We start from the raw sequence: 18,325 nt of genomic DNA, 5'->3' as shown, positions 1-18,325 counted from the left end.
GCTCCTTCCCCGTGGGGTCGATAGCGGATTCATCCCCCGCACCGTTGCCGCTGTCGGTGGCCCTGTCTAGGGTCGAGGAATGGCGCATCCTTCCCCGGAACCCCTGTCCCTCCCGCACGATCTCGACGGGTGGAAGAGCTTCGCGGCCGATCGTCCCGCCGAACGCCTCCAGCGTGTGGCGGCGATCGACGCGCGACTCGTCGACGAACCCGAGCTGTCTCTGCAGGAGCGCCTCGCCCTGTGGAACGAGGCCGACATCGCGCTCGCCGAGGCCGCGGCTCCCTCGCACCTGATCAGCGAATCGCACCCGGATGCCGAGGTGCGCGACGCCGCCGAGAAGCAGGCGCAGGCCGTCGACGCGGTGCAGTCGCGGCGCGTTCTCGACCGAGGGCTGTGGGAGGTCTTCGCGGATGCCGACCCGTCGGGCCTCGCGCCCGATGAGCGGCGCTTCCTCGAGCAGGTGCGTCGCGACTTCCGTCGGGGCGGCGTGAATCTCCCCGATGCCGAGCGCGAGCGCGTCCGCGCACTCACCGATCGCGACACCGAGCTCTCGCTGGTCTTCTCTCGCAATATCCGGGAGGGCCGGCGAGAGGTGCGCGTCCCCGCGGCGTCGCTCGACGGCCTGCCCGCGGATTTCCTCGCCGAACACCCCTCCGACGCCGAGGGGATGGTCACCCTCACGACCGAGTACACCGACCTCATGCCGGTTCGGGAATACGCGCGGAATCGCTGGGTCCGGCACGAGCTCATGGGGGCGTACAACGACCTCGCGTGGCCGGTGAACGAGCCCGTCCTCGCCGAGCTGCTCGCGGTGCGCGCGGAGCGGGCCACCCTCCTGGGTTACGGCGACTGGGCCGATTACGAGACCGAGACGCGCATGATCGGTTCGAGCGCGGCCGTGCGCGCGTTCCTCGATCGCGTCGCCGACGCGGTCGCCCCGGCGGCGGCCGACGAATACGATCGCGTGCTCGCGCGCCTGCGTCGCGACGACCCCGACGCCGACGCGGTGACGATCGCCGACTTCTGGTACGTCCTCGGCGCCCTCAAGCGCGAAGAATACGACGTCGACGCGCAGCTCGTCCGGTCGTACTTCCGCTTCGATCGCGTGCTCGAGGGCGTGCTCAACACCACCGGACGCCTGCTCGACGTGCGGTACATCCCGGTCGACGCGCCCTCGTGGCACGATGACGTCCGCACCTACGACGTGGTCCGCGGCGACGATCGACTCGGGCGCATCCACCTCGACCTGCACCCGCGCGACGGCAAGTACAACCACGCGGCGTGCTTCGGGCTGGCCCCGGGCATCGCCGGTCGGTCGATGCCCGAGTCCGTGCTGCTCTGCAACTTCTCGCGAGGACTTGTGGAGCACGACGAGGTCGTGACCTTCTTCCACGAGTTCGGTCACCTCGTGCACGACATCCTCGGCGGTCACCAGAGGTGGGCGCGTTGGACGGGCGTCGCGACCGAGTGGGACTTCGTCGAGGCCCCGAGCCAGCTCCTCGAAGAGTGGGCGTGGGATGCCGAGGCGCTTGCGTCCTTCGCCGTGAACGACGCCGGGGAGCCGATCCCCGCCGATCTCGTCGCCCGCATGCGCACTGCCGACGCCTTCGGCCGGGGCCTCGAGGTCACGCGTCAGCTCGGCCACGCGACGACCTCGTATCGTCTGCACGTGGACCGGCCGGACGACCTCGCCACCGCCGTCGACGGGTACTACCGGGCCGCCAGCCCGATCGCCCCTCTCGAGGGGGCGCACTCGTACGCCGGTTTCGGTCATCTCACCGGGTACGGCGCGTGCTACTACACGTATCAGTGGAGTCTCGTGATCGCCCGCGACCTTCTCTCCGCGTTCGGCGACGACCTGTTCGACGTCGAGACGGCCACCCGCTACCGGCGCGAGATCCTCGAGCCCGGCGGAACGCGCGACGCCCGCGACCTCGTGAAGTCGTTCCTCGGTCGTGAGTCGACGTTCGACGCGTACCGCGACTGGCTCGCCGGAGCCTGACGACGACGAAGGGCCGCGGCATCCCGATCCGGATACCGCGGCCCTCTCGACCCGCGCAGGGTCAGGCGGTCGTCTCTCGTGCGATCGCGGCGACGAACGCGTCGATGTCGGCCTCGGTCGTGTCGAACGAGCACATCCATCGCACCTCGCGGCGCAGCTCGTCCCAGTCGTAGAAGCGGAAGGTCTGTCGAAGCCGGTCGGCGACCCCGGCGGGCAGCGTCGCGAAGACGCCGTTCGCCTGGGTGGGCTGGGTGAACTCGACGCCGTGGATCGACCCGTCCACGAGACCGGTCTCGATGCCGGCGCGCAGGCGCTGCGCCATGGCGTTGGAGTGCCGGGCGTTGCGCAGCCACAGGTCGTTCTCGAGCAACGCGACCAGCTGTGCCGAGACGAAGCGCATCTTGCTGGACAGCTGCATGTCGAGCTTGCGCAGGTAGGTCAGGCCGGTGGACGCCTCGGGATCGAGCACGACGATGGCCTCGCCGATCATGGCGCCGTTCTTGGTGCCGCCGAAGCTCAGGACATCGACGCCCGCATCGCGGGTGAAGGCGCGCAAGGGCACGTCGAGGGCGGCGGCGGCGTTGGCGATGCGCGCACCGTCCATGTGCAGGCGCATGCCGTGTCCGTGGGCGTGGGTCGCGAGCTCGCGGATCTCCTCGACGCTGTAGAGAGTCCCGAGTTCCGTCGACTGGGTGATCGAGACGACCAGCGGCTGTGCGCGGTGTTCATCCCCCCAGCCCCAGGCCTCGCGGTCGACGAGTTCGGGGGTGAGCTTCCCATCGTCGGTGGGAACGGTGAGCAGTTTGATCCCACCCACCCGCTCGGGCGCTCCGCCCTCATCGACGTTGATGTGAGCGGTGGATGCCGAGATCACGGCGCCCCAACGGGGGAGCATCGACTGCAGCCCCACGACGTTGGCGCCCGTGCCGTTGAACACCGGGTAGGCCTCGACCCCCTCGCCGAGGAGCGAGACGAACAGCTCCTGTAGGCGGGCGGTGTAGACGTCCTCGCCGTAGGCGACCTGGTGGCCGTCGTTGGCGGCGGCGATCGCGGCGAGCACGTCGGGGTGGATTCCGGAGTAGTTGTCGGAGGCGAATCCGCGCACCGAGGAGTCGTGGAGGGTGGTCACTGTTCCAGCGTAACGACCGCCGGACGCGCCCCCTCCTCCCCCGCGAGGGATCTTCGCGCTTCGTCCCCTTTCCACCCCCGCCCGGCGCTCGGGTGTCGGTGGGGGCGGGGAGAATGGCGGAGTGCACATGGACCCCGAGGCGCTCAGCATCGCCGGTGAGATCTTCTCTCCGGCGGCCATGGCGCGCGCCGACCGGCTCCTCGTCTACGGCTCGGTCGAGGTCGGCGACGTCACGACGTCCGACGGTGTTCTCGTCGTGTCGGCGCAGTCGTTCGGCTCGGCGGGGTACGAGCACCTCGAACTGCGCGTGCCCGCCGATCTCACGCGCGTCTCGGGCTGGTGCTCCTGCGGGCGCGGTCCCGAGTGCGAGCACTCGTGCGCGGCGGCGGTGCTGCTCTTCGACCGCGTGATCTCGGCGGGTCGCCCCCCGCGTCCCGAGTGGCAGCGCACCCTCGACGAATTGCTGACGGTCACCGCGGGGGGCCACGACGAGCCCCCGGTCGATCTGTGCCTGTTCCTCGCCATCCGCCGGGGCGGGGGCCACGGCCGCAGCACCGCCCTGACGCTAACGGCACGGCCCGGCATGAGGGGTACGCGCAGCACGTGGATCAAGGGGCGCGCGGGCTGGTCGGGGCTGCCTCTGCTGTCCGCGGATCCGCGCGCACGTGCAGCGCTCGACAGCCTGGGTCGCCTCGGTCGCTCCGGTAACGGAGCCTTCCTCTCCGACGAGTGGATGCCGCTCTCCGCCGTCCCCCCGCACTCGCTCTGGATGCAGCTCGAGGCCGTCGTCGCCGCGGGGGTGCCGCTCGTGGCGGCTTCTGGGGCGCACCACCCCGTGCAGATCCTCGAGGGGGCGATGACCGCCGCGGTCGCCGTCGACCGCCGCGGCTCGGCCCTCCACGTCCGCGGGATCGTCGAGGGGCTCGCCGACGAAGTCGTCTCCCTGCCGTCGTGGGTGGTGGGTGATCCCGCCGTAGCGGTGGCCTTCGTGGCGGACCGAGACGGTGACGACGAACGCTTCACCCTTGCGCGGCTCGCGACCCCGGTGACCGGTGCCGTCCGCGGGCTGCTGGCGCGTACGGGCGCGCTCGCGATCGACGGGGGGTCCGACACCTTCCTCCGCGAGTACCTGCCGCGTCTGCAGCTCGAGGCGCCCGTGGTGTCGCCGAAGGGCACGATCGACCTGCCGCCGCCGCCGCGTCCCGTCCTGGAGCTCTCCGTCGACCACCGGGCCGGGCGCGCTTGCGTCGCCGTGCGGTGGGATCGGTCGTCGACCAACGGGCGGCGCGACGAGGCGCACGAGGTGTTCACCTGGGAGGCCGTGGCGGCCATCGCGACCGAGCTGCGCATCGAGCTCCCGCAGCCATTCCCCGCGGGCTCCACTCCGCCGCGCCTCTGGGCTCCCGCGGAGGCGGCGATCTTCGTCGTCGAGGCGATGCCGCGCCTGCAGGCTCTCGAGAACGTCCGGGTGACCGTGGCCGACGAGGCCGTGCCCTACCGCGCCGCTGCCGAACCGGCCTCCGTCGAGCTGCGTACCGGCGACGACGATGGCAGCGACTGGTTCGACCTGCACGCGCGTGTCACCGTGGGCGACACCGAGGTCGACTTCTCCGAGCTCTACACCGCGCTCGTCGTCGGCGATCGTGCCCTCTTCCTGCCAGACGGCTCCTATGTCCGGCTCGACACCCCCGCCTTCGACCGATTGCGCGCCGTCATCGACGAGGCGCGAACGCTCGCCGACCGCCCTGACGGTGAGCTGAAGCTCAACCGCTACAACGTCGGCCTCTGGGAGGACCTGTCCGACCTGGGGCTGCTCGCGGCGCAGGAGGCCGAGTGGTGGCTTCGCGTCCGCGGCCTCACCGACGAAGCTGCCATCGCCCCCGTGCCGTCCCCCGAGGGACTGCGCGCCACGCTGCGCGATTATCAGCGCGCGGGCCTGGATTGGCTGCACTTCCTCCGCACGCAGGGTCTCGGGGGAGTCCTCGCCGATGACATGGGGCTCGGCAAGACCGTGCAGACGATCGCGATGATGGAGGTCGCCCGAGAGGCCGATCCCCGGATGGCGCCGTTCCTGATCGTGGCACCGACGAGTGTGGTCGGCAACTGGGCGCGCGAATGCGCCGCCTTCGCCCCGGGGCTCCGGGTGGTCACTGTCACCTCCACACAGTCGAGGCGTTCGACCCCCGTCGCCGAGGCGGCCGACGGCGCACACGTCGTGGTGACCAGTTACGCCCTGTTCCGCCTGGAGCAGGCGCAGTACGCCGAGGTCGAATGGTCGGGACTCGTGCTCGACGAGGCCCAGCAGATCAAGAACCCCTCGTCGCGCGGCTACCGTGCTGCTCGGGCGCTGTCGGTGCCTTTCACCCTCGTCATCACGGGCACGCCGATGGAGAACAATCTCCTCGAGCTCTGGGCTCTCATCTCGCTCGTCGCCCCGGGCCTCCTGGGTACCCGCGAGTCGTTCACCGCGATGTACCGAACCCCCATCGAGAAGCACTCGGACGGTGCGCGTCTCGACCTCCTCCGCCGACGCATCCGGCCGTTCCTGCTCCGGCGCACGAAAGAGCTCGTCGCCGCAGAGCTGCCCTCGAAGCAGGAGACCGTGGTCGAGGTGACCCTGCATCCGACCCATCGCACGCTGTACGACCGACGCTTCCATCGCGAGCGCCAACGGCTCCTCGGTCTGCTCGACGATGCAGACGGGAACCGCTTCGCGATCTTCCGTTCCCTGACGATGCTGCGCCAGCTCGCTCTCGACCCCGCGCTCGTCGATGAGGGGGAGGCTCCCTCCGCCAAACTCGACGCCCTGGTAGAACTCGTGACCGAGGCCGCCGCCGAGGGGCACCGCGTCCTCGTCCTGAGCCAGTTCACGCGCTTCCTCCGCTCCGCTCGCGACAGGTGCACCGAGGCGGGCCTGCCGTCCTGCTACCTCGACGGCGCCACCACGCACCGGCAGGCCGAGATCGACCGCTTCCGCCAGGGCGACGATCCCGCGTTCTTCATCTCTCTGAAGGCCGGCGGGGTCGGCCTCAACCTGGTCGAGGCCGACTACGTGGTGCTGCTCGACCCGTGGTGGAATCCAGCGGTCGAAGACCAGGCGATCGACCGCGCGCACCGCATCGGGCAGACCCGGCCCGTGATCGTGTACCGCCTCGTCGCGGCCGACACCATCGAAGAGAAAGTCGTCACCCTGCGCGAGACGAAAGCCGAGCTCTTCTCCCGTGTGCTCGACGGGGGCGAGGGAGAGGCCTTCGGTGGAGCGACCCGCCTGACGGCGGCCGACATCCGGAGCCTCATCGACTGACGCCCGCCCTCGACCTGGATCGCCCCGGAGCCTCGCGGGCACCGCCCGCCCGATCCGCCTCTGGCCAATGTCGGACCCCCGGTCTACCGTGGCGCTATGTCCGAGGTCCCGGTTCCCGCTGCCACGCCCGCCGCGGTCGCGTCTGCCGGGCGCCGCACCTTCCTGGCGGTGCTCGTCAACACGGCCGCGGCCAACGTGACGACGAGCTTCCTGTGGTTCGCCCTCACGTTCTGGGTCTACCTCGAGACCCGCTCCGTCCTCGCCACCGGCATCGTTGGCGGTGCGTACATGCTGCTGCTCGCCGTGTTCGCGATGGTGTTCGGCTCGCTCGTCGACCGCCATCGCAAACACCGGGTCATGGTGGTCTCCGGCTTCGTGACGCTCGTGGCATTCCTGCTGGCCGGAGCGCTCTGGCTGGCGTTCCCCGAGGCCGCGCTCCTCGACCTCGGCGGACCGTGGTTCTGGCTCTTCGCGGGCGTCATCCTCGCCGGGGCCGTGGTCGAGAACCTGCGCAACATCGCCCTGTCGACGACGGTGACGCTTCTCGTTCCCGTCGAGCGTCACGCCAACGCGAATGGTCTGGTCGGCACGGTGCAGGGGCTTGCGTTCGTCGTGACGAGCGTGTTCAGCGGACTGTCGGTCGGGTTCCTGGGCATGGGGTGGACGCTGGCCATCGCCCTGGTGCTGACCGCGCTCGCCCTCGCGCACCTGTCGACGATCCGCATCCCCGAGCAACGCCCCGCGGTCGGGGAGGGTGCCGGTCCCGTCGTCGACCTCCGGGGGGCGATCCGAGCAGTGCGCCGCGCCCCCGGCCTCTTCGCCCTGATCGTCTTCTCGACGTTCAACAACCTCATCGGCGGCGTCTACATGGCGCTCATGGACCCCTACGGTCTCGAGATGTTCGACGTGAAGGTCTGGGGGATCGTCCTCGGGGTCACCGCGACCGGCTTCATCATCGGCGGCGGCCTGGTCGCGAAGTTCGGACTCGGTAAGAACCCCATCCGCACCATGCTCTGGATCGTCATCGCGATGGGGGTGCTGGGTGCGGTGTTCACCCTCCGCGAATGGTGGTGGCTCTATGCACTCGGCATCTGGGTGTACATGGCCCTCATCCCTCCGGTCGAGGCGGCCGAGCAGACGGTCATCCAGAAGGTCGTCCCCTTCGAGACCCAGGGGCGCGTCTTCGGTTTCGCCGCCGCGTTCGAATCGGCCGCGGCGCCGGTGACCTCGTTCCTCATCGCGCCGATCGCGCAGTTCGTGGTCATCCCGTACATGGACGCCCAGAGCGGCCGCTCGACGTGGGGCTGGCTGCTCGGCGAAGGAGAATCCCGCGGCATCGCGCTGGTCTTCGCCGTCGCAGGTGTCGTGATGGTGATCGCGGCGGCGCTGGCTTTCCTCACGCGCTCGTATCGCACGCTCTCCCGGCAGTACCGGACGTCCGAGGTCGACGTCGAGGCGGGGTCGGCCTAAGCGCTCGCGCCGATCTCGATGACGACGTCGTTGACGTCCGCGGCGTCGTCGTCCCACAGAGCGACGACGGCGGATGCCAACGCCTCCTCGAGGCCGTCGAGGCTCCGCACCCGGAAGATGACGCCGGCGGCCGACAGGTCGTGCCCCGCATCGCGCGCGGACTTCGCGTACCCCTGCGCGACGGCTCGCGTCCACGCTTCGCTCGCGGCTTTCACCGCGGCGTAGTTCGCGCCACCGGCGAGGGGTCGCGCGACGGCGGTCGACGAGACGATCGCGAGACGCCCGGCATCCGAGGCGCGGAGGTCGTCGTCGAAACTGCGGCTGACGTTCCGCAGCGCCGTGAACGACCTCAGCAGCGCGGCGAAGTCCTCGTCGCTCTGCCCGGCGAGCCCCCCTCCACCGCGCCAGCCGCCGACGAGGTGGACCACGCCGTCGACGTTCCCGTGCGCGGAATGCACGCGGTCCCGCAGAGCCGACACGGCGGCCGGTTCGGTCAGGTCGCACTCCTCGATCGCGGTCCCGGGCGCGGAGTCGGCGGCGTCCCGCAGACGACCGGCATCCGAGCCGACGATGACCACTCGCCCCCCGGCCGCGACGAGAGCGCGCGCGCAGGCCCGGCCGGCCGCACTCGTTCCGCCCGCGAGAAGGACGAGCCTCCCGCGCACGAGTCTCTGCGGCTCGACCGCGGATTCGGTGATCACCTCGCTCATCGCCGGCGTCAGTCGGTCCCGCGGATGCCCTCGGTCGACGCGATCACCGGTCGCATCTTCTTCTCCAGCGCCTCGAAGAACATCGACAGCGGGAATTCGTCGTCGAGCACCGCGTCGGTGTACCCCTTCGGCAGACCCGCGAGCACCTCGTCTGACAACCCGCGGGCCCACACCGAGGCGGGGTGGGCCGTGACGACCGAGCTCACGAGGTCGTAGGCGGCGAGCCAGTGGGCGACCTTGGGGCGATCGATCGAGCGCCAGTACAGCTCGTCGATGGCGTCGGCGAGGGCGATGACCGCGGCGGACACGTCGGCCCAGTCGAAGGCGAGGGACGTGTCGGTCCAGTGCAGCACGCGGCGCTGATGCAGCCACGCGAACAGCAGCTGTCCGCCGAGGCCGTCGTAGTTGCGCACGCGCGAGCCGGTGATCGCGAAGCGGAAGATGCGGTCGAAGATCACGGCGTACTGCACGAGCTCGGCGTGTTCGAGCATCGCCGTCTCTGCGGCGTCGAGGTCGTCGCGGGCGGCGAGGCGCGCCTGGAGCGACACGCACTCGCGGAACGCGGTGAGATCGCACCGCAGTTCCTCGAGCGAGTACAGGAAGAACGGCATCCGCTGTTTGATCATGAACGGGTCAAACGGCAGGTCGCCGCGCATGTGCGTGCGGTCGTGGATGAGGTCCCACATGACGAAGGTGCGCTCGGCGAGGTCCTGATCGTCGAGCAGGCGCGCGGCGGCGGCGGGGAGCTCGAGCTTCGTGATCTCCGCGGCGGTGCGGGTGACGCGGCGGTAGCGCGCGGCCTCGCGGTCCTGGAAGATCGCGCCCCACGTGAAGGTGGGGATCTCGCGCATCGCGACGGTCTCGGGGAACAGCACGGCCGAGTTGGTGTCGTATCCCGAGGTGAAGTCGATCAGACGCAGCGAGACGAACAGGCGGTTGGTGTACTCGGTCTCCAGTCGGGCGATGAACTCCGGCCAGATCGCTTCGACGAGCACGGCCTCGACGTGCCGGTTGCTCGAGCCGTTCTGCGTGTACATCGGGAAGACCACGAGATGCCGGATGCCGTCGACGCGATGCTCTTGCGGCTGGAAGGCGACCAGGGAGTCCAGGAAGTCGGGAACGCCGAGACCGTCGTCGCGCCAGCGACGGAAGTCGAGAACGGATGCCGCGAGGTAAGCCTGATCGTGCGGGAAGAGGGGCGCGAGGGCCTCGATCGCGCTCGTTATGTTCTCGATCAGCGGCGCGGCTACGGCGGTGTCCTCGATGGACCCGTCCTTGATCTGCAGGTCCTGGAGAGCGGCGGCGGCGTTCTTGAGCTGGGCCCACGCGGGGGTCTGCTCCACCGTCTCGACGCCGTGACCGGCGATCAGATCGTCGGCGGCACGGGTGGGCGTGGCGATGGTCATGGCATCCTCCGTTCATCAGGTGTAAATATTCCTGCTGAACATGGATACTAACGGAAATCTTACGGATTACGCCAGAGTGCTTCCGGAGCCCGCTGGTACTGTCGAGCCCATGACAGAGGCTTCCTCCCGCGCCCCTCGCCTCGAGGACTCCGTCGACGCGGCGATCGTCCGTGAGATCTCTCTCGACGCGCGCGCCACGCTGTCCCACCTCTCTGAGCGCGTCGGCCTCTCGGTCTCGGCCGTCCAGTCCCGGCTGCGCCGGCTCGAGGCCCGGGGAATCGTGAAGGGCTACCGCCCGATCCTCGACGCCGAGGCATTGGGGCGGCCGCTCGCGGCATTCGTCGAGATCACGCCACTCGACCCGGCGCAGCCCGACAACGCTCCCGAACTGCTCGCTCACCTGACGCCGATCGAAGCCTGCCACTCCATCGCGGGCGAGGCGGCGTACATGCTCTTCGTCCGTGTGCCGACGCCGCGCGACCTCGAGGAGCTCATCCGTGACATCCGCGCCGCGGCCCAGGTGAACACCCGCACGACCGTGGTTCTTCAGACCTTCTTCGAGGCGCGTCCGATCGAGCCGGCCGATTTCCCGGCCTGACCCCCACCTCGAGGCGCCGTCCGGACTGCGCACGACGACTGACCCGGATACATCCCCGGACGGATGCCGAGCCCCCGTCTCCCGCGTAGCGTGGCCGTGATGTTCGCTCTCCGCCCGCTCACCCGCTATCAGCTGGTCACCGACCTCGGCATCGCGGTGGTCTTCTTCCTGCTGTCGATCGCCATCGAGTTCGTCGCGAGCGCCACCCCGGTCGACGGCGTCTCGGCGTTCTTCGTCGCCCTCGCCTTTGCGAGCGCCGTGGGATTGCGGCGCCTGCACCCGGGTCTCGCCCTCTGGATCGCGTGGGCGGCCGCCCTCGTGCAGATGGGCTTCGGCCGGCAGCCGTCTCCCTCCGACCTCGCCATCTTCGCGGTGCTGTACACGACGGCCGCCTACGGTACGCGTCGCGTGTTCTGGTTCGGATTCGGCTCGGCGATCGTCGGAGCGGCCCTGGTGCCCATCTACCTCGTGGGTCGTGGGTTGCAGGCGCCGCCGAACGGCAACGACTGGTTCGCGGTCATCGCCCTGTTCCTCGCCGCGGGCTTCGCCCTCCTGCTGGCCTGGGTCTCGGGCGCCCTCGTCCGCACCGCCATGCGGGCGTCGGCGAACAGCCGCGCCCAGCGCGCCGCCGAGGCCGAGACGATCGCCGAGCAGGAGCGCGTGCGCATCGCCCGCGACATGCACGACGTCGTGGCCCACTCCCTGGCGGTCGTCATCGCGCAGGCCGACGGCGCCCGCTACGCCGCGGCATCCGATCCCCGGGCCACCTCCGAGGCGCTCACGACGATCTCGTCGACCGCGCGCGCGGCCCTCGCCGACGTACGGCTGCTCCTCACGCAGCTCCGGCATTCCCAGGCCGAGGGGCCGCAGCCCACCCTCGCCGACCTCGAGGTCCTGTTCCAGCGCATGCGCGCGGCGGGCGTCGACCTCGAGGTCGCGGTCGACCCGCTGCCGCCCGGCGAGCCTCCGGCGGCCATCCAGCTCGCGGTGTACCGCATCATGCAGGAGGCGCTGACGAACGCCCTGCGCCACGGCGTCGACCCCCGCGTGCGCGTCCATCTGGCCTGGTGGCCCGACCGCGTCGTGGTCTCGGTGCGAAATGCCCGCGCCACGGCATCCGTCCCCGCTCTCCCCAGCACCGCCCCCGGCGGTCACGGCCTCATCGGCATGCGCGAGCGCGCGCAGCTCGTCGGGGGACACCTGACGGCGGGACCCGAGTACGGCGAATTCGTCGTCCGCGCCACCCTTCCGATCGGCGCGCCGCTGTGAGCGCGCGTCGGACCGAGCAGAGTGGATGCCGAGCCACCCCCGACCCGCGAGAGGAGCCGTCGTCATGACCGCCCCCGTCCGCATCGTCCTCGTCGACGATCAAGCCCTGTTCCGCGCCGGCATCCGGATGGTGATCGATTCCCAGCCCGACCTCGAAGTGGTGGGGGAGGCCTCGGACGGACGCGAGGGCATCGAGGTCGTCCGTGCCACGCGCCCCGACCTCGTGCTCATGGATGTGCGCATGCCGGTCATGGACGGGCTCGCGGCGACCGCCGAGATCCTGCGCGAGCCCGACGCTCCGCGCGTGGTGGTGCTGACGACGTTCGACCTCGACGAGGCTGCGGCCAGGGCCATCCAGGGTGGGGCGAGCGGCTTCCTCCTGAAGGACTCCGAGCCCGAATTCCTCCTGTCGGCGGTGCGCACCGTCCACGCGGGTTCCGCGGTCATCGCCGCCGAAGCCACGCGAGAGCTCTTCGCACACATCGCCGACGGCGGCGCGGGGGAGCCGGTGCCGCCCTCCTATGGCGCGCTCACCGATCGCGAGCGGGAGATCTTCACCCTCGCGGCCGCGGGACTCAGCAACGCCGAGATCGCCGAGCGCGAGTTCCTGTCCGAGGCCACGGTGAAGACGCACATCAGTCGCATCCTGACCAAACTCGCCCTGCGCGATCGCGTACAGCTCGTCGTCTTCGCCTACCGGCACGGCCTCGCCTGAGGCGCCGCGGGTCAGTCGGCGTCGGCTTCGGGGTCGTGCGCCCACGTGGGGGCGAGGGCCCTGATGCGCAGCGCCCGCCACTGCCAGGTCGCCCAGAGCGCCGGCCACATCGCGGGAGCCGCGGCCCCGCCGATCGTCAGGCGCTCGCGCCAGAGTGTGCGTCCCGGCTCGCCGGGGGCCTCCGACACCGCCATCTGGTGATCCCACACGTCGAGGACCGAGAGCGGCCCGGTCAGGGGCACGCCCCAGTCGCGGAAGACGCGCACGCGCCCGTGCTCGTCGGTCGTCTCGCGGTCGGCGACCGAGATCAGCTGACGCCCGACCGGCAGCAGCCCCGCGACGCTCATCTGCACGGGCACGTCGTCGCCCGACGCGAACGAGGTCGGCATCTCGCCGAGGGCCTCGACCTCGAGCAGGGGGCCGTACAGCTCCGCCACCGCGCGCGGGGAGTGCAGGGCGCGCCAGGCGGCATCCGGGTCGCAGTCGATGACGAACTTCAGCAGGATGCGCATGAGTCGATCGTGCCCGATCCCGATGATCCGTGCGCCCGGCTTGACGCGGGGCGTCGGTTCCGGGCGTTTTACGATCGAGGGATGCCGTCTTCTCCCGCCCTCGCTCAGTCCGACTACCAGGTGCGTCTGGACTGGGGTCGCTCGGGGCTGGAGCGCCTGGCCCCGGCCCCCGTCGTGATCGTCGTGCAGACGCTGGGGCTGTCGCTGCGCGCGCTGGACGCGACCGAGAGCGGCGAGACCATGATCCTCGAGGGCGACCCGACCGCGGAGCTCGCGCTCGCCGCCGGTCGCGAGGGCGCTCACGTCGTCGTCGGCGGGCTGCGCAACGCCGCCGCCGTGGCCGCCCACGTCCTCGAGGTGCAGCGCACGCGCGGCGAGCGCACCGGCATCTCGATCATCGCCGCCGGTTCTCCCGATGCCGACGGCCTCCGCTTCGCGGTCGAGGATCTTCTCGGAGCGGGCGCCGTGGTCGCCGCTCTCGGCGACCTGGGGATCGACCACGCCTCTCCCGATGCCGCGGTGGCGGGCGAGGGGTTCCGGGCTCTCGCGGGCGCCGCGCGGCACCTGCTGACGGCCAGCGGAACCGGACGCGCGCTCGCCGCCGTCGGGGCACGCGAGGCGGTGCTGTCGGCGGCCGCGCGTGATGCGGCATCCGTCGTCCCGATCGTCCGCGACGGCTCCATCGTCACCGCCTGAGCCCCTCTATCGGGGCGTCGATGCCGCCAGACGCGTCGCACGGGTGATGTCGCGATGCACCCACGACAGGGCGAAGCGCGGGTCGAACGACGGCGCGCATTTCGCGCACGAGGTGGGTCGGGTGGCGCGACGGTGCCGGTACGCCACGTGCCCCGCCGGGCACGTGCCCACCCAGGGGGCCAGTTCGTTCGCGGTCTCCCCGGCGTGGGTCGTGCCGCCGACGTAGCCGAGCTCGCGCGCCGTGCGCTTCCAGACCGGACCGTGACCGGCCGCCGCCCCCGCGACGGCGTGCGCGACCTCGTGCAGGAGCGTCTGATGGTTGGTGTCGTCGTCGTAGCGCGCAGACAGGTAGCGCGAGACGCTGATGCGCTTGCGGCCGTAGTCGCACAGGCCCGCGCGCCGCTTGGCGTTGTCGAAGGCGAACGTCCACGACTCATCGAGGTGCAGGGCGATCAACGCCTCGGCCCAGATGCGTACACGCTGCAGGTCGGACATGAGCGGAAGCCTAGGAGGGACCCCCGACACTCAGCTGGCGACGACCTCGCGCGTGCGCCGACGTTCCGCGGCGTCGATCGCGAGCAGGGTCGACTCGAGCTGGGCATCGGTGGCACCCGCGTTCTGACGCAGGAACAGCGCCTGCTTGAAGTCGCGGCGCGCGGCGTCGTAGTCGCCCTCGTCGTAATGCACTTTGCCGCGGTGCTGGAGCGCGAAGGCGGCGATGCTCGCCCAGCCCTGACCCTCGGCCTCCTCGGCGCACATCGTGAGTTCTTGCTCAGCGGCGGCGTAGGCCCCGCGGCACTGCATGATCGTGGCGTGCAGAATCCGCGCGCGCAGCAGATCGCGACGGGTGCCGGCCATGCGGGCGACGCGCACCGACTGCTCCGAGACGGCGAGCGCCTCGTCGAAGCGATCGAGCACCTTGAGGAGCCAGACCCGCTCGAGCAGGGCGTGGAGGCTGCGCTGGGAGCCGATCTCCTCGAGACGCTCCGCGCACTCGCGGGAGTCGGTGACCTCGCGCAAGGTGTCGGGGTCGTACCCGTGGATGTAGCTCACCTTCGCTCCTCTCGTTCCGGCAGGACTTCCAGTCTGCGCCGCCCGGGCGTCGAGCGTCGCAGCGCCACGCGGTCGTGGGGTGAAGACGCGGCGATCATCTCTCGAAGAGGGATGCCGAGGGCTTCGGCGATGCGGTCGCGTCGGCGTCGGTGGCCGCCCTCGCCCCGCGCATGAACTCCTCGATCTCGGCGCCCTGGGCGACCTTCGCCGGGTGGGGCCCGGCCGCCATGAGGCGTGGGAGCCACTCGATCGGCAGCGGGGCGGCGGACGCGGCGACGACGAGGTTGCCGAATCGGCGCCCCTTGAGTACCTGCACCTCGGCGAGGACGATGACCTCGGGCAGTACCTCGCGGATCGTGGCGACCTGACGGCGGGCGAAGGCTAGCCCCGGTCCGTCCGAGACGTTGACCAGCAGCACGCCGTCGGCCGCGAGCATCGCCGCCGCCTCCCGATAGAACTCCACGGTCGTCAGGTGGGCCGGGGTCTGGGCGCCGGAGTAGACGTCGCTGACGAGCAGATCGACCGCGCCGGAGAGCCCCGCCGGCAGCTTGGAGAGCCCCGCCCGCGCGTCGCCGATGCGCACACGCACCGAGGCGCCGCGCGGCAGTGGCAGGTTCTCACGCACGAGATCCCACAGTGCCGGTTCGAGCTCGATGACCTGCTGGCGTGAGCCCGGTCGGGTCGCCTCGACGTAGCGCGGCAGGGTGAGCGCGCCCGCGCCGAGGTGGACCGCGGTGAGAGGCTGTCCCGGCATCCGGAGACGATCGATCACGGCGCCCATGCGCGCCACGTACTCGAAGTGCAGGTGCGTCGGATCGTCGAGGTCGACGTGCGACTGGGGCGTGCCGTCGACCACGAGCTCCCACCCCGAGACGAACCCCGAGGGCGAGATGCGCGCGAGGGCGCCGTCCGACAACCGCGCGGTGGGGGCGTCGTCGGGTTCGATGCGCATGCGGGCCATGTCCCCCACGCTAGGCCCTCCGGGCGGCGGTACCGTGGCCGCATGCGGGTGGATCTCAACGCCGACCTGGGCGAGACCGTCGACGGGATGCCGACGGCCGACGACGACGCCATGTTCGCGGTGATCTCGAGCGCGAACGTGGCCTGCGGCGGGCACGCGGGGGATGCCGCCTCGATGCGCGCCTCGGTCGAGAGGGCGATCCGCTTCGGGGTCGCCGTCGGCGCCCACCCCTCGTACGACGACCGCGAGAACTTCGGTCGCGTCGCCCGCTCGCCCGAGCCCGGCGAGCTCCGCGCGAGCGTGACGGCTCAACTGTCCGCTCTCGTCGCGGCCGGCGCCGATCTGCGCTACGTGAAACCGCACGGGGCGCTCTACCACGTGGTCACCGCCGACCCCCGCCAGGCCGAGGCGGTCGCGTCAGCGGTGGCGGATCAGTCCAGTTGGCTCGGGCGCGCTCTGCCGATCCTCGGACTATCCGGCGCGATCGCCGAGGCGGCGGCATGCGCGGGACTTCCCTTCGTGCAGGAAGCGTTTCTCGACCGGGGGTACACGGCGCGGGGCGGCCTGGTTCCGCGCGGCGAACCGGGCGACCTCGTCCGCGACCCCGAGACGGTCGCCGACCGCGCCCTGCGACTCGTCCACGACGGAGAGGTCGACACCGTCGACGGAGCGCGCGTGTGCGTCGACGCCGCCTCGTTGTGTCTGCACGGAGACACCCCGGCCGCCGTCGCCATGGCGCGCGCGGTGCGCTCAGCCCTCGACGGGGCCGGCATCGAGGTGCGCGCACCGTGGTGACGCTGCCGGATGCGGCGGTCGTCCTGCGGTCGATGGGGGAGCGGGCCGTACTCGCCGAGGTCGCCGACCTCGCTGCCGTCGTCCGCCTGCACGCGGCGCTCGCCGCGGACCCGCCCGGTGGGATCGACGATCTCGTCCCCGCCGCCCGGACCGTTCTGGTGTGCTTCGACCCCGCGCGGATCGCCGCAGCATCCGTTCGCTCGTGGATCCGCTCGGCGGCCGAGAGGCCCACCGACGACCCGGAACCCGGACTGCTCGTGGAAGTCCCCCTGCGCTACGACGGCGTCGATCTCGACGACACGGCCGCACTCCTCGGCATCCCCGCCGCCGATCTCGTCTCGCGCCACGCGGCGGCGGAATGGTCGGTCGCTTTCACCGGCTTCGCGCCGGGGTTCGCCTACCTCGTGAGCGCGCACTGGCCCTTCGACGTGCCCCGACTCGACCAGCCGCGGACGCGGGTGCCCGCGGGCGCGGTCGGGCTCGCCGCCGGCTTCACGGGCGCGTATCCCCGCGAGACCCCGGGTGGCTGGCGCCTGATCGCCTCGACCGATGCGGTTCTCTTCGATCCGGATGCCACCCACCCGGTGCTGCTGCCCCCTCGAGCCCGCGTGCGGTTCGTCCCCGAGCGATCGCGGGTCGAGGTGCCGAGGGCCCCGGACGCGCCGGCTGCTCCCCGGGGCGCGACGAGGGATGCCGTCGACTCTCCGCCGGCGCCGGCGCCGGCGACCCTCGCCCGAGACGGCGGTCGCCCTGCGCTGCGGATTCTCGACCCGGGCGCCGCGACCACCTTGCAAGACCTGGGTCGCCCGCACCGCGCCGCCCTCGGGGTCGCCCGCTCGGGAGCACTCGACCGCGTCGCGCTGCGCACCGCCAACCGGCTGGTGGGCAACGACGAGGGGGCGGCGGGGCTCGAGATCCTGCTCGGCGGCTGGCATGCCCGCGCCGAGACGGACACGTGGGTGTGCGTGACCGGGGCGCTCCTCGAGGTGCGGGTCGACGAGGTTCCGGTCGATCTCTACGCACCCCTTCTCGTCCCTGCCGGAAGCGAGCTGTCCATCGGGGTCGCGCGGCTGGGTCTGCGCAGCTACCTGGCCGTCCGCGGCGGCGTCGAGGGGGCCGCGGTGATGCACTCGCGCGCCCGCGACTCGCTCGCGGGTCTCGGCCCCGCCCCGCTGCGCACCGGGGACCTCGTGCGGGCCGGGGTGCCGGCATCCGCCATTCCCTCCGTCGACGTCTTCCCCTGGACCGTTCCGCCCTCGACGATCGACGTCGCTCTCGCCGAGGGCCCGCGCGCCGACTGGTTCGCCCCGCGCGCCCTGGCGACGCTCTTCGCCGAGCCCTGGACCGTCTCGGCCGACCTCGACCGCGTCGGCATCCGTCTCGACGGCCCCGTCCTCGAACGGATCCGCCCCGGGGAACTGCCGAGCGAGGGAATGACGCCCGGAGCGCTGCAGGTTCCCCCGCACGGCCGGCCGGTCGTGCTGCTCGCCGACGGGCCCGTGACCGGCGGGTACCCGGTGATCGCGGTGGCGACGGAGGCCGGGACCTCGGCGCTCGCTCAGGCGCGGCCGGGCGATACCGTGCGCTTCCGGCGCGCCTGACGGGGACGCCGAGGGGAACATCGAACGAGCGCACGCGGTTATACCGCAGGTCCGAGAACGCGTCAAGAATCGGACTGGACACGGCGAGTCCTCCCACGTATGCT

The 18,325-nt window shown here is 71.4% G+C and carries 16 protein-coding genes; 9 read left to right on the top strand and 7 right to left on the bottom strand.

Going from position 1 to position 18,325, the window contains the following annotated elements:
• Positions 1-79: 79 nt before the first annotated feature.
• Positions 80-2,002, top strand: a complete 1,923-nt coding sequence (locus DEU35_RS04340; RefSeq protein ID WP_116238691.1) for a M3 family metallopeptidase — start codon at positions 80-82, stop codon at positions 2,000-2,002.
• Between the two features lie 61 nt (positions 2,003-2,063).
• Here DEU35_RS04340 and DEU35_RS04335 read toward each other — a convergent pair whose 3' ends face one another.
• A complete protein-coding gene (locus DEU35_RS04335) occupies positions 2,064-3,131 on the bottom strand; it encodes a low specificity L-threonine aldolase (RefSeq protein WP_116238690.1) in 1,068 nt (355 codons plus the stop codon).
• Between the two features lie 127 nt (positions 3,132-3,258).
• On the opposite strand from DEU35_RS04335, the gene DEU35_RS04330 reads away from it, so the two are divergent.
• Both DEU35_RS04330 and DEU35_RS04325 read left to right on the top strand, forming a co-directional pair.
• Entirely contained in the window at positions 3,259-6,435 is a 3,177-nt protein-coding gene (locus DEU35_RS04330; RefSeq protein WP_258873357.1) for a DEAD/DEAH box helicase, read from the top strand.
• A 96-nt stretch (positions 6,436-6,531) separates the two neighbouring features.
• Positions 6,532-7,905, top strand: coding sequence for an MFS transporter (locus DEU35_RS04325; RefSeq protein ID WP_116238689.1), 1,374 nt, complete (start codon positions 6,532-6,534; stop codon positions 7,903-7,905).
• Here the strand turns inward: DEU35_RS04325 and DEU35_RS04320 are convergent.
• Positions 7,902-8,606, bottom strand: coding sequence for an SDR family oxidoreductase (locus DEU35_RS04320; RefSeq protein ID WP_258873319.1), 705 nt, complete (start codon positions 8,604-8,606; stop codon positions 7,902-7,904). The two genes, DEU35_RS04325 and DEU35_RS04320, sit on opposite strands and share 4 nt — an antisense overlap.
• A gap of 17 nt (positions 8,607-8,623) precedes the next feature.
• The gene (locus DEU35_RS04315; protein ID WP_116238687.1) at positions 8,624-10,021 is read right to left on the bottom strand and encodes a DUF6421 family protein; all 1,398 of its coding nucleotides are present in this window, start codon (positions 10,019-10,021) and stop codon (positions 8,624-8,626) included.
• A gap of 109 nt (positions 10,022-10,130) precedes the next feature.
• On the opposite strand from DEU35_RS04315, the gene DEU35_RS04310 reads away from it, so the two are divergent.
• From DEU35_RS04310 to DEU35_RS04300, 3 genes are all read left to right on the top strand, one after another.
• Entirely contained in the window at positions 10,131-10,619 is a 489-nt protein-coding gene (locus tag DEU35_RS04310; RefSeq protein ID WP_103206806.1) for an Lrp/AsnC family transcriptional regulator, read from the top strand.
• A 99-nt stretch (positions 10,620-10,718) separates the two neighbouring features.
• A complete protein-coding gene (locus DEU35_RS04305) occupies positions 10,719-11,888 on the top strand; it encodes a sensor histidine kinase (RefSeq protein WP_258873318.1) in 1,170 nt (389 codons plus the stop codon).
• Positions 11,889-11,952: 64 nt separating this feature from the next.
• Positions 11,953-12,603: a response regulator transcription factor gene (locus DEU35_RS04300; protein WP_103206804.1), complete on the top strand. Its 651-nt coding sequence runs from the start codon at positions 11,953-11,955 to the stop codon at positions 12,601-12,603.
• An 11-nt stretch (positions 12,604-12,614) separates the two neighbouring features.
• Here the strand turns inward: DEU35_RS04300 and DEU35_RS04295 are convergent, their stop codons facing one another.
• A complete protein-coding gene (locus DEU35_RS04295) occupies positions 12,615-13,115 on the bottom strand; it encodes a hypothetical protein (RefSeq protein WP_116238685.1) in 501 nt (166 codons plus the stop codon).
• 81 nt (positions 13,116-13,196) lie between these two features.
• On the opposite strand from DEU35_RS04295, the gene DEU35_RS04290 reads away from it, so the two are divergent.
• Positions 13,197-13,811 carry a 2-phosphosulfolactate phosphatase gene (locus tag DEU35_RS04290; RefSeq protein WP_103206802.1) on the top strand — a complete coding sequence of 205 codons (615 nt, stop codon included), beginning with the start codon at positions 13,197-13,199 and terminating at the stop codon, positions 13,809-13,811.
• A gap of 6 nt (positions 13,812-13,817) precedes the next feature.
• On the opposite strand, the gene DEU35_RS04285 is transcribed toward DEU35_RS04290, so the two are convergent.
• From DEU35_RS04285 to DEU35_RS04275, 3 genes are all read right to left on the bottom strand, one after another.
• Positions 13,818-14,306 (bottom strand): SprT-like domain-containing protein, encoded by a 489-nt coding sequence (locus DEU35_RS04285; RefSeq protein WP_103206801.1) that lies wholly within the window; start codon positions 14,304-14,306, stop codon positions 13,818-13,820.
• Positions 14,307-14,336: 30 nt separating this feature from the next.
• On the bottom strand, positions 14,337-14,864 hold the full coding sequence (locus DEU35_RS04280) for a tetratricopeptide repeat protein (RefSeq protein WP_103206800.1): 528 nt from the start codon (positions 14,862-14,864) through the stop codon (positions 14,337-14,339).
• Between the two features lie 94 nt (positions 14,865-14,958).
• Positions 14,959-15,825 carry a spermidine synthase gene (locus DEU35_RS04275; RefSeq protein WP_103206799.1) on the bottom strand — a complete coding sequence of 289 codons (867 nt, stop codon included), beginning with the start codon at positions 15,823-15,825 and terminating at the stop codon, positions 14,959-14,961.
• Between the two features lie 42 nt (positions 15,826-15,867).
• Here DEU35_RS04275 and pxpA point away from each other — a divergent pair, with 42 nt between their 5' ends.
• Positions 15,868-16,620: a 5-oxoprolinase subunit PxpA gene (gene pxpA, locus DEU35_RS04270; RefSeq protein ID WP_116238684.1), complete on the top strand. Its 753-nt coding sequence runs from the start codon at positions 15,868-15,870 to the stop codon at positions 16,618-16,620.
• Positions 16,614-18,221 (top strand): urea amidolyase family protein, encoded by a 1,608-nt coding sequence (locus tag DEU35_RS04265; protein WP_258873317.1) that lies wholly within the window; start codon positions 16,614-16,616, stop codon positions 18,219-18,221. The genes pxpA and DEU35_RS04265 overlap by 7 nt, the downstream gene beginning before the upstream one ends.
• Positions 18,222-18,325 lie beyond the last annotated feature (104 nt).

Source organism: Microbacterium sp. AG157, from assembly GCF_003385695.1.
Lineage (GTDB): Bacteria > Actinomycetota > Actinomycetes > Actinomycetales > Microbacteriaceae > Microbacterium > Microbacterium testaceum.
Note: the sequence above shows the minus strand (reverse complement) of the source record. Positions and strands in the feature narration are given on the sequence as shown.

Coding starts and splice junctions, on each gene's coding strand:
- DEU35_RS04340 (WP_116238691.1), top strand. CDS start 80: ATGGCGCATCCTTCCCCGGAACCCCTGTCCCTCCCGCACGATCTCGAC.
- DEU35_RS04330 (WP_258873357.1), top strand. CDS start 3,259: ATGGACCCCGAGGCGCTCAGCATCGCCGGTGAGATCTTCTCTCCGGCG.
- DEU35_RS04325 (WP_116238689.1), top strand. CDS start 6,532: ATGTCCGAGGTCCCGGTTCCCGCTGCCACGCCCGCCGCGGTCGCGTCT.
- DEU35_RS04315 (WP_116238687.1), bottom strand. CDS start 10,021: ATGACCATCGCCACGCCCACCCGTGCCGCCGACGATCTGATCGCCGGT.
- DEU35_RS04310 (WP_103206806.1), top strand. CDS start 10,131: ATGACAGAGGCTTCCTCCCGCGCCCCTCGCCTCGAGGACTCCGTCGAC.
- DEU35_RS04305 (WP_258873318.1), top strand. CDS start 10,719: ATGTTCGCTCTCCGCCCGCTCACCCGCTATCAGCTGGTCACCGACCTC.
- DEU35_RS04300 (WP_103206804.1), top strand. CDS start 11,953: ATGACCGCCCCCGTCCGCATCGTCCTCGTCGACGATCAAGCCCTGTTC.
- DEU35_RS04295 (WP_116238685.1), bottom strand. CDS start 13,115: ATGCGCATCCTGCTGAAGTTCGTCATCGACTGCGACCCGGATGCCGCC.
- DEU35_RS04290 (WP_103206802.1), top strand. CDS start 13,197: ATGCCGTCTTCTCCCGCCCTCGCTCAGTCCGACTACCAGGTGCGTCTG.
- DEU35_RS04285 (WP_103206801.1), bottom strand. CDS start 14,306: ATGTCCGACCTGCAGCGTGTACGCATCTGGGCCGAGGCGTTGATCGCC.
- DEU35_RS04275 (WP_103206799.1), bottom strand. CDS start 15,825: ATGGCCCGCATGCGCATCGAACCCGACGACGCCCCCACCGCGCGGTTG.
- pxpA (WP_116238684.1), top strand. CDS start 15,868: ATGCGGGTGGATCTCAACGCCGACCTGGGCGAGACCGTCGACGGGATG.